The 11020-nt window shown below is 61.3% G+C and carries 10 protein-coding genes; 2 read left to right on the forward strand and 8 right to left on the reverse strand.

The window, feature by feature from the left end; genetic code table 11:
• Positions 1-45: 45 nt before the first annotated feature.
• Positions 46-444 (reverse strand): HigA family addiction module antitoxin, encoded by a 399-nt coding sequence (locus CON76_RS08440; protein ID WP_338063685.1) that lies wholly within the window; start codon positions 442-444, stop codon positions 46-48.
• On the opposite strand from CON76_RS08440, the gene CON76_RS08445 reads away from it, so the two are divergent.
• Both CON76_RS08445 and CON76_RS08450 read left to right on the forward strand, forming a co-directional pair.
• Positions 383-3328, forward strand: a complete 2946-nt coding sequence (locus CON76_RS08445) for a DEAD/DEAH box helicase family protein (protein WP_101102922.1) — start codon at positions 383-385, stop codon at positions 3326-3328. The genes CON76_RS08440 and CON76_RS08445 overlap by 62 nt on opposite strands.
• Before the next feature lie 51 nt (positions 3329-3379).
• On the forward strand, positions 3380-4153 hold the full coding sequence (locus tag CON76_RS08450) for an SDR family oxidoreductase (protein ID WP_101102923.1): 774 nt from the start codon (positions 3380-3382) through the stop codon (positions 4151-4153).
• A gap of 11 nt (positions 4154-4164) precedes the next feature.
• On the opposite strand, the gene CON76_RS08455 is transcribed toward CON76_RS08450, so the two are convergent.
• The 7 genes from CON76_RS08455 to CON76_RS08485 all read right to left on the reverse strand — a co-directional run.
• Positions 4165-5910: a methyl-accepting chemotaxis protein gene (locus CON76_RS08455; RefSeq protein WP_101102924.1), complete on the reverse strand. Its 1746-nt coding sequence runs from the start codon at positions 5908-5910 to the stop codon at positions 4165-4167.
• A gap of 144 nt (positions 5911-6054) precedes the next feature.
• Positions 6055-7134 (reverse strand): sulfate/molybdate ABC transporter ATP-binding protein, encoded by a 1080-nt coding sequence (locus CON76_RS08460; protein ID WP_101102925.1) that lies wholly within the window; start codon positions 7132-7134, stop codon positions 6055-6057.
• A 24-nt stretch (positions 7135-7158) separates the two neighbouring features.
• Positions 7159-8055 carry a sulfate ABC transporter permease subunit CysW gene (cysW, locus tag CON76_RS08465; protein ID WP_101102926.1) on the reverse strand — a complete coding sequence of 299 codons (897 nt, stop codon included), beginning with the start codon at positions 8053-8055 and terminating at the stop codon, positions 7159-7161.
• A complete protein-coding gene (cysT, locus tag CON76_RS08470; protein ID WP_101102927.1) occupies positions 8052-8882 on the reverse strand; it encodes a sulfate ABC transporter permease subunit CysT in 831 nt (276 codons plus the stop codon). The genes cysW and cysT overlap by 4 nt, the downstream gene beginning before the upstream one ends.
• Positions 8883-8885: 3 nt before the next feature.
• Positions 8886-9893 (reverse strand): sulfate ABC transporter substrate-binding protein, encoded by a 1008-nt coding sequence (locus CON76_RS08475; protein ID WP_101102928.1) that lies wholly within the window; start codon positions 9891-9893, stop codon positions 8886-8888.
• A 350-nt stretch (positions 9894-10243) separates the two neighbouring features.
• Positions 10244-10645, reverse strand: a complete 402-nt coding sequence (locus CON76_RS08480) for a hypothetical protein (protein ID WP_145995394.1) — start codon at positions 10643-10645, stop codon at positions 10244-10246.
• Between the two features lie 53 nt (positions 10646-10698).
• Positions 10699-11020, reverse strand: a 322-nt coding sequence (locus CON76_RS08485) for an RNA-guided endonuclease TnpB family protein (protein WP_145995395.1), incomplete at its 5' end; no start/stop codon positions are given.

The following is an 11020-nucleotide window of genomic DNA, read 5'->3' on the forward strand; positions in this document are numbered from 1 at the left end:
CGGCCCGATCGCTCGAACCTCGGGCTGAACCCCGAGGCTTGCCGCTCAATCTGGGTCATGGTGTGCCTTCACAGTTTTGAGGTCGTAGGCCGCTTGCAAGTTCAGCCAATACTGCGGCGACTGACCAAGGGCACGGCCCAAACGCAAGGCCATTTCGGCACCTACAGGGCGTTCGCCGTGCAGCAGGTGCGACACACGCATGGGCGATACCCCAATGGCCCGCGCAAAGGCGGCTTGCGTCAACCCCAAGTCTTCCAGAATTTCGGCCAGAAATTCACCGGGGTGGATGGGGGGAAGGTTTGCTTCAAGACAAGAAAAATTTTGAATCATGTCGCCATCGTAAACAACACATTCATCACATGGTAAGCAGAGAGGAATTTGTATGTCTGACACCCACAACCCCTTGGCGCTGGCCGCTGCCCTGACCGCCAAAACGCAAGCCATGTGCCTGGGGCTGGAGCATGGCGCGGCAGACGTGCTGGAACTCGTCACCCCCACCACCGCCGAGCTGTTGCTGTGGTGGTTTGGCGACGAGCAAACCGCCACCCGTGGCGGGCTCAATTTCCACGCGGGGCAAAAGCAAGCCATCTTGAACGCCATCGTGGCGCACGAGGTGTTGCAATGCGCCACCCTGCAAGACCTCTACCAACAAGCCGCGCCCGATGCGCTGCTGGTGGGCCAGCGGCTGGCCGAGGTATCGGCCCCCAAACACGCGCACCCCAAATACTGCTTCAAAATGGCCACGGGCACCGGCAAAACTTGGGTGATGCAAGCCCTGCTGGTGTGGCAGTTGCTCAACAAAAACGCGGCTTTGGCCGCTGGGCTGGACGACGCACGCTTTACCCGCCACTTTATGGTGGTGGCACCGGGCCTGATTGTGTACGAGCGCCTGCTGGACGCTTTCTGCGGCAAACTGGTGCCGGGCGGCAACGGAGTGCGGGACTTTGCCAGCTCCGACGTGGCGCGTTTTGCCGATCTGTTCATCCCCGAAGCGCAACGCGACGCGGTGTTTGCCTTTGTGCGCGGCAACGTGTGCGCCAGGCCCGAGATTGGCCTCAAGGCCACCGGCAACGGCATGGTGGCCATCACCAACTGGCACTTGCTGGCCGAAGGCGATGCCGCTGCCGACGAGGTGCCCGACATCCACGCCCCCGGCGCACCGCTGGACGCGCACGAGGTGGTGGCCCAAGTGCTGCCCCTGATGCCGGGCCGCGCCACCGGCAACAACCTGGACGTGCTCGACCGACGCTACGCACGCGGCAACGTGCTGGAGTTTTTGGCCGGTTTGCCCGAGTTGATGGTGTTCAACGACGAGGCACACCACATCCACGACTTCAAGCGCGAAGGCGAAACCACCGAAGTGGAGTGGCAAAAAAGCCTCACGCGCATTGCGGCCCCCAAAGGGCGGCGTTTTGTGCAGGTGGATTTTTCGGCCACACCTTACAACGACGTGGGCACGGGCAAGCACAAAAAGAAGCTGTACTTTGCGCACATCATCACGGACTTTGACCTCAAAACCGCCATGCGGTTGGGCTTGGTCAAGTCGCTGGTGCTGGACAGGCGCAAAGAAATTGGCGCATTGCCGCTGGAGTTCAAGGCCGAGCGCGATGAACAAGGCCAACCCACCCTGAGCGAAGGCCAGCGCGTGATGCTGCGCGCAGGGCTGGCCAAATTGCGCAAGCTGGAGGCCGACTTTGCCAAGATCGACCCCACACGCCACCCCAAAATGCTGGTGGTGTGCGAGGACACCACCGTATCGCCGCTGGTGGCCGCCTTTTTGCAAGAGCAAGAAGGCTTGCACGACGACGAAGTAATGAGCATCGACTCCGGCAAAAAGGCCGAATTGGGCGAAAAAGACTGGGCCCCCGTGCGCGAACGCTTGTTCAACGTGGACAAGCACCCCACGCCCCGCGTGGTGGTGAGCGTGCTGATGCTGCGCGAGGGCTTTGATGTGAACAACATCTGCGTGATCGTGCCGCTGCGCTCCAGCCAAGCACAAATTCTGCTGGAACAAACCATAGGCCGGGGCCTGCGCCTGATGTGGCGCGAAGCGGACTACGCCGACATCAAACGCGAAAACCGCGAACGCATACAAGCGGGGCAAGAACCGGGCAGCTTGCTGGACGTGCTTTCCATTGTGGAACACCCAGCATTCCAGTCGTTTTACGACGACCTGATACGCGAAGGGCTGGCCAGCACCAGCACCGAGGCCAGCGACCAGACCAACGCCGCAGGCGACGTGATGACCGCAGAGTTGCGCGATGGGTTTGAGGCGTTTGATTTCGGTATCCCGTTCATTGTGCAAGAAGCCGACGAACTGCGGGAACATGCCACGCCCGATGTGACCGCCCTGCCCCCGTTTACCGCGCTGGGGGTGGACGGTTTGCGCGCACTGCTGGGCAAGGGCGACACCTTTGTGTCGCAAGACCTGCAAAGCGCCACACTGTTTGGCGATTACCGCGTCAACGGCGCGGTGATGAACGTGGGCGGGTACAACGATTATTTGGCCCGCTTGACGCGGCGCATCAGCCAAGCACTGAACACACCTCTGCCCAAAGGCAACAAGGTGGCCACCCACTTGGCACAACCGTATTGGCAAGCACACACCGCCGATTTGACGGGCTGGCTCGACGACTACATCTGGACGCAACTGTTCGGCCAGACCTTCAACCCGTTGGAAGATGAAAACTGGCGGTTGCTGTTGTTGCAGCCGGTGGTAGACCACATCACCAAAGTGTTTGCGGTGGCGTTGCTGGAATCGGAACAACACCACGCCAGCGGCCACACCGAGGTACACACCCGTTGGTTGAGCGAAGCGCCGCGCCTGACGGTGCGCGAGACGCATTCGGTGCCCGTGAGCAAGTGCATTTACACCCGGCTGGGGTGGTCGGCCCGCCACGGTGGGCTGGAAAAAGCCTTCATCCACTGGGCGCAAGCCGATGCACAAGTGCAAGCGTTTTGCAAAATCAGTGAAACCCGCCACCCCTTTGCCCGCTTGCGCTACGTCAAAGACGATGGTTTGCCCGCGTTTTATTCGCCCGATTTTTTGGTGCGCACAGAACACGCGATCTACTTGGCCGAAACCAAAGCACAACAGCAAATAACGCACCCGAACGTGCAACGCAAGTTCAAGGCGGCGCTGGCGTGGTGCGAGCGCATCAACGCGCTGGAGCCACAACACCGCCAGAACCTGCCGTGGCATTACGTGCTGCTGGCCGAACCCGTGGTGTTGGAATGGCAGGCCAAAGGCGCGCACTTGGCCGAGTTGCTGGACTACGCCCGGCTGCGCCCGTTGACCGAAGCCACCTTGCAGCAACGGTTGTTGTAGAACGGCAAAATAGGGGGCAATTTTTCTATCCTCCATGCACAAGGAGACAACATGACTTCACCCGCCCCCACCGTATTCATTACCGGCGCTACGTCGGGTTTTGGCCAGGCCTGCGCGCGCCGTTTTGCCGCTGCGGGCTGGCAACTGGTCATCACAGGCCGCCGTGCCGAGCGGCTGGAGGCGCTGGCGCACGAGCTGTCGGCACAGACGCAGGTGCTGCCGCTGGTGCTGGACGTGCGCGACCGCGCCGCCATGCAATCCGCCGTGGACGGCCTGCCCCCAGCGTTTGACCGCTTGCGCGGCCTTGTCAACAACGCGGGGCTGGCGCTGGGCCTGTCGCCCGCACAAACATGCGACTTGGACGAGTGGGACACGATGGTGGACACCAACGTCAAGGGGCTGATGTACGCCACCCGCATGTTGTTGCCGCGCCTGATCGCCCACGGCAGTGGGGCCAGCATCGTCAACGTGGGGTCGGTGGCGGGCAAATGGCCTTACGCCGGGGGCAATGTGTACGGTGGCACCAAGGCGTTTGTGCGCCAGTTTTCGCACAACCTGCGCTGCGATTTGGCGGGCACCGGCGTGCGCGTGACCGATTTGGAGCCGGGCCTGTGCGAAAGCGAGTTCACGCTGGTGCGCTTCCATGGCGACCAAGCCCGCTACGACTCCACCTACGCCGGGGCCAACCCGCTGCAACCGCACGACATTGCCGAAACCATTTTTTGGCTGATGACCCAACCCGCGCACATCAACGTCAACAGCTTGGAGATCATGCCCGTAAGCCAAAGCTGGGCGGGCATGGCGGTGCAGCACCAGCCGCAATAACAACCAGCCCGTTAGAACGTGTCCCAGCCGTCGTCCGACGCAGGCGGCGGGGCCACGGTCTTGGAACCCGTGGCCACCTTGGGCGCGGCGGATGCGGATGAACGTGCCGCCGCCACCGGGGCTGGGGCCTTGGTGGCCTTGGGTTTGGGGCTGGATGCAGCAGCGGGCTGTACTTTTTTGACAGGTGCCGGTACAACTGCCACAGCCGTGGCCCCCGGCTGCAACCGGAACACGTTGACGGCCTGCACCAAGTTGGCCGCTTGCTGGTTCAAGCTGCTGGCCGCCGCCGCCATTTCCTCCACCAACGCCGCGTTTTGCTGCGTGTTCTGGTCCATCAGCGTCACTGCCGCACCCACTTGCACCACGCCATCGCTTTGCTCGTGGCTCGCCGCACTGATCTCGCCCATGATGTCGGTCACGCGCTGAATCGCCGTCACCACCTCGCTCATGGTCTGGCCCGCTTGCTCCACCAGCGCGTTGCCGTTGTCCACCCGCGTCACGCTGTCGCTGATGAGTTCTTTGATCTCTTTGGCTGCGCCTGCGCTGCGCTGGGCCAGGCTGCGCACTTCGCTGGCCACCACCGCAAAGCCGCGCCCTTGTTCGCCCGCGCGGGCCGCCTCCACCGCCGCATTCAGCGCCAAAATGTTGGTTTGGAACGCAATCCCGTCGATCACGTTGATGATGTCGGCTATCTTTTGGCTCGACGCACTGATGCCGCGCATGGTATCCACCACCTGCGCCACCACTTGCCCGCCTTGCGCCGCCACGTTGGACGCACTTTGCGCCAACTGGTTGGCTTGTTTGGCGTTGTCGGCGTTTTGCTTGACGGTCGAGCTCAGTTCTTCCATCGAAGCCGCAGTTTCTTCCAACGAACTGGCCTGCGACTCGGTGCGGCCCGACAACTCTTGGTTGCCTTGGGCAATTTCGCGGCTGCCGTTGGCCACGCCTTCCGCACCCTGGCGCACGGTGCTGACGACGCGGATCAGGCTGTCTTGCATGCCCACCAAGGCGCGCATCAGCGTGGCCACTTCGTCGTTGCCCTGCACTTGGATGGTGCGTGTCAAGTCGCCCTGAGCCACCGCTTGCGTCACATCTACCGCTTGCTCCAGCGAACGGGTGATGCCTGTGCTCAAGGCACGGCCCAACACCACCGCCACCGCCACGCCCAACGCAATCATGGCAATCGAGAGGTTCTGCACCCATCCAAAGGTGCGTTCGGAATGGCCAAATTCGTTGCGGGCTTCGCTGATTTGCAGCTCGGTGAGCTTGAGCAAGCTGCTGTGCATGGGCGGGTACACCTGCGGCGCTTGTTGCAGCAACAGTTGCTGCACAGCGGCCATGTCGTTGGCTTGCAAGGCAGCCAAAGCGGGTTGCAAGAATTCGGACAAGTAACGCTGGCGGGCGTTCTGGAATTCCTGCGCCAGCGCGGTTTCCTCGCGTGTCAAGCGGCTGGCCGAGAATTTGTCCCAATACTGGCCGATGAGACCAACGTTTTGCCGAATTTCCTCGGTCTTGGCCCGGTTGTTCTCTGCCGTATTGGTCAAGATGGTGTTGTTGAGGTGAACGCGGTTGTTGAGCAACAACCGCTCCACGTGGTACAGGTGGCCCAGCGGTTCAGCGCGGTCGAGGTACACCGATTCCAAACTGGCGTGGGTCTGGCCCATGCCGTACAGCCCCACGCCACCGACGAGCAACAGCAACGCAGACACCACCGCGACCAGTATGGTCAAACGGGCGGATATTTTGAGGTTGTTCATGGGTGTGATGTGCAAAAGATGGGTTGGTGTCAAAGTGCCACGCACGTTTTGTGTGCATGAACGCAGCGGCACATTCTAAAGACCCGCCCTTGACCCGTGCAGACCACCGCACAATCTGACCGCACGCCCCCAGCGTGACGGTGCTCAGGTTTTGAGGAACACCTTGGCTTTTTTGGGCGATACCACCAAGCGTTCGCCTTCCTCCAAGCCCAGCTCGCGGAAGCGTTCGGCGGCCATTTGGGCTTCGATCAGCGGGTCGTGGCCGCTGGGCACGTCGGCATCGACCGGCAACAGTTCCAGCCGCGCAATCGGGCCGACCACGATGGCGCGCTCCAGCACCGCCACAATGCCACTGGCACCGGGGGTGTAGCGTTCCACCTGCAAATCGTGCGGGCGCACGTAGGCAAAGGCTTGGGCGTTTTGCGCGCCCGCGTGTTCGGGGGTGTCGATGGCCACGCCGTCCAGGTGCAGCAACCCTTCGTGGGCGCGACCGTGGAACAGGTTGACATCGCCCAAAAAGCCGTACACAAACGGGCTGGCCGGGTGGTCCCACACGTCCTGCGGGCTGCCGCTTTGTTCCACCACACCTTTGTTCATCAGCACCACGCGGTCGGCCACTTCCAGCGCCTCTTCTTGGTCGTGGGTCACAAAGATGGAAGTCACGTGCAGCTCGTCGTGCAGGCGACGCAGCCAGCGGCGCAGTTCTTTGCGCACTTTGGCATCGAGTGCGCCAAAGGGTTCGTCCAACAGCAGCACCTTGGGTTCTACCGCCAGCGCGCGCGCCAAGGCAATGCGCTGGCGTTGCCCGCCCGAGAGTTGCGACGGGTAACGGTCGGCCAACCAGTCCAGTTGCACCAGCTTGAGCAGGTCGTGGACTTTTTGCTTGATCTGGGCCTCGGTAGGGCGAATGCTGCGCGGCTTCATGCGCAGGCCAAAAGCCACGTTCTCAAACACCGTCATGTGCCGGAACAGCGCGTAGTGCTGGAACACAAAACCGACTTGGCGGTCGCGCACATGCACGTCGGTGGTGTCCTCGCCGCTGAACAGGATGGAGCCTTGGTCGGCACTTTCCAGCCCGGCAATGATGCGCAGCAGCGTGGTTTTGCCACAACCCGACGGGCCCAGCAGCGCAATCAGTTCGCCCGAGTCGATGTGCAGGTTGATGTCTTTGAGGGCATGAAAGTCGCCAAAATGTTTGGAGACGTTGCGGATTTCGATGCTCATATACAAAACTTTCGTCGCTGCGGTTCAGTGGCCCGGTACGGGTTCGGGCGGCAAGTTGGCACTGGCCTTGAGTTCGCGTTCGTGTCGCCACTCGACCACGCTCTTGATGGCCAGCGTGACCAGCGCCAGCAGCGCCAGCAACGAGGCCACGGCAAACGCCGCTGCCGACTGGTATTCGTTGTACAAAATTTCGACGTGCAGCGGCATGGTGTTGGTCTGGCCCCGAATGTGGCCCGACACCACCGACACCGCGCCAAATTCGCCCATCGCACGGGCGTTGCACAGGATCACGCCGTAGATCAGCCCCCACTTGATGTTGGGCAGCGTGACGTACCAGAAGGTTTGCCAGCCGCTGGCCCCCAGCACGATGGCGGCCTGTTCCTCGTCGTTGCCCTGCGCTTGCATCAGCGGAATCAGCTCGCGCGCAATGAACGGAAAAGTGACAAACACCGTGGCCAGGATGATGCCCGGCACCGCAAACACGATCTTGATGTCGTGTTCGGCCAACCACGGCCCCAACCAGCCCTGTGCGCCAAACACCAGCACGTAAATCAAGCCCGCCACCACCGGCGACACCGAAAACGGCAAATCAACCAGCGTGGTCAAGAACGCCTTGCCCTTGAACTCGTATTTGGCAATGCACCACGCGGCGGCAATGCCAAAGGCCAGGTTCAGCGGCACCGCCACCAAGGCGGTGATGAGCGTGAGGCGGATCGCGGCCCAAGCGTCGGGGTCTTGGAGCGCGTCCCAATAGGCATCCAGGCCACTGCGCAAGGCCTCGGTAAACACGGCGGCCAGCGGCAACGCCAAAAACAGTGCCATGAACAGCAGCGCCAGCCCAGTCAACAGGTAGCGCACCCAGGCCGATTCGGTGGTACCCGCCTGCACGCGCGAGATTTTTTTGGACGATGCCGCACTCATGCTGGGGCTCCCGAATGGCGGCGCTGCCACGCTTGCAGCGCGTTGATGACCAGCAACAAGATGAACGAGAACAGCAACATGACCGAGGCCACGGCGGTGGCACCGGCGTAGTCGTACTGTTCCAGCTTGCCAATGATGATGAGGGGAGTGATTTCCGACACCATCGGCATGTTGCCCGCAATGAAGATGACGGAGCCGTATTCGCCCAACGCCCGCGCAAACGCCATGGCAAAGCCGGTCAGCAGCGCCGGGGCAATGGAGGGCAGAATCACCAGCCGGAAGGTTTGCCAGCGCGTGGCCCCCAGGCAGGTGGCGGCTTCTTCGAGTTCTTTTTCAGCGTCTTCGAGCACTGGCTGCACGGTGCGCACCACAAACGGCAGGCCGATGAAGATCAGCGCAATCACCACGCCGTTGGGGTTGAAAGCGAGCTGGATGCCCATGGGCTCCAGGTATTGGCCAATCCAGCCGTTGCCCGCCAGCAGCGCGGTGAGCGAAATACCGGCCACCGCCGTGGGCAAGGCAAACGGCAAATCAACCAGCGCGTCCACCACCTTTTTGCCCGGAAACTGGTAACGCACCAGCACCCAGGCCACCAGCAAGCCGGTGAACACGTTGACCAGCGCCGCCAGAAAGGAAGCCCCAAAGGTGAGCCGGTACGAGGCCAGCACGCGCGGCGACGTGACCGCGTCCCAGAACTGGAGCCACGTCAGGCTGAAGGTTTTGAACAACAGCGCCGACAGCGGAATCAGCACGATCAGCAACAGGTAAAACAGCGTGTAGCCCAGCGTCAGCTGAAAGCCGGGCAACACTTTGCGTATGGCCGCCATGCTTTACTTGCCTGTGGTGTAGAGCTTGTCGAACTGGCCACCGTCGTTGAAGTGGACTTTTTGCGCCTCGGCCAACGAGCCGAAGTACTGGTTCACGGTGAACAGTTTGATGGGCTTGAAGGCGGTGCTGTATTTTTTGAGGATGGCCGGGTTGCTGGGGCGGATGTTGTGCTTGGCGGCAATCTCTTGGCCCTCGTCGGAGTACAGGAAGTTGATGTAGGCCTTGGCGGTATCGGCACTGCCTTTTTTGGCAACGGTGCGCTCCACCACGGCCACGGGGTTTTCGGCCACGATGCTGCTGCTGGGGTGGATGGCATCGACCTTGCCCGCCCCGAATTCGCGGTCCACCGACACCACTTCGGACTCAAACGTCACCAGCACATCGCCCATGTTGCGTTGCAAGAAGATGCCGGTGGCATCGCGCCCGCCACGGGCCAGCACCGGCACGTTTTTGTACAGTTGGCCCACAAATTCCGCTGCCTGGGCGTCGGTGCCACCCTTGGCACGCACCGAGCCCCACGCCGCCAGGTAGGCCATGCGGCCATTGCCGCCGGTTTTGGGGTTGACCAGCACCACCTTGACACCGGGTTTGGCCAGGTCGTCCCAGTCCTTGATGTTCTTGGGGTTGCCGTTGCGCACCAGAAACAGCATGGTGGAGCTGGTGGGCGCGGCATCGTTGGCAAAGCGTTTGCGCCAGTCTTTGGCCACCACGCCTTTGTCGGCCAGAAAGTCCACATCGGTGGTGGTGTTCATGGTCACCACGTCGGCCTCCAGGCCATCGGCCACGGCGCGGGCCTGTGCGCTGGAGCCCGCGTGTGATTGATCGACCTTGATGTCTTTGCCGGTGGTTTTTTTGTAATGGGCCACAAAGGCGGTGTTCACGTCTTTGTAAAACTCGCGCGACACGTCGTACGACACGTTGAGCAAACTGGTGGTCTGGGCCGATGCCACGCCAGCGGCAGCCAAAGCCAGGGCCGACACGGCGGCGCGCAAGGTACGGGTGGTGTTCATGGGGAGTTCGCCTTGTGAATGCAGAAAAACAGGGGGCCACACGCGGTGGCAAGGGGCGGATTGTGCCGCGTCTGGCATCAAAAATAAAATGTTGAAAAATTGTTTGGTTATTTGGTCTTGTTATATCGAGCGGCCAAAAAAAAGCCACCGCGTCGAGGGTGGCCCAAAGTCCTTGCGGACATCGTTGGATGGATTGATTCTGCACAGGAATACAGGCCCAGCCCGTAGTCATTGCCTGTTTGGGTGCGAAATTAGGCAAAAATACAACAACGTCGGGCGCGTTGAACACCCACGGTACATCCGCCCTTGAAGTGCCGCGCTTGAGGATGTTGGCGGCATCTGTGGTGGGGTCAACTCCGCTGGAACTCCATGAGCTTGAACGTAAAACGGCTGGGGCAATCAACTTTTAGCACTTGATCCATCACTCGGATCCGACCGTAGTACGTGAAGTCCATGCGGTGACGTTGGCGGTAAAAGAGATGGATTTCGTCGCCGCTGAGGTCGCTGTTGAGCATGCGCTGTTCTGCAAAATGGTCGGTAGGCCCTTCCCATTCCAGCGTGTTGCCGTGCAAACGGTCGGCGTACTGCATCGCCGATGTCTGCTTTTGCTCCGTTACAAACAGCACAATCTTGTTGTCCTCGCGCGGCGTAACGACACCGCGGGCTATGGCATTGAAACCAGAGTAGCCCCACAACTTTGCCAGCGTTTGGCGCGAGTATGTGGTTCCCTTGATGATGTTGGCAATTGACATCCTCCTCGCCATGAATGGCGAGGATTCCCGCTTCACAGAACCCCGCCCATGCCTCAACGAGACACAGGACTTACAGCTTCTCCACGGGCTGACACCGCCCGTCCGGCGGCCAATATGTTGCGTGCGGCGTTCACGTCCCGGTCGTGGTTCGCGCCACATTCGGGGCACGTCCATTGCCGCACGTTCAAGGGCATCTTTTGTGCCGTGTACCCGCAGTCGCTGCAACGCTTGGACGACGGGTGCCAGCGGTCGATCTTGACCACCTCGCGGCCATACCAGCGGGCCTTGTATTCGAGCTGGCGCACGAACTCGGCCCAGCCCGCATCACCGATGGATTTGGCGAGCTTGCGGTTCTTCTTCATGTTGCTGACGGCC

This window comes from Macromonas bipunctata (assembly GCF_002837135.1).
Lineage (GTDB): Bacteria > Pseudomonadota > Gammaproteobacteria > Burkholderiales > Burkholderiaceae_C > Macromonas_A > Macromonas_A bipunctata.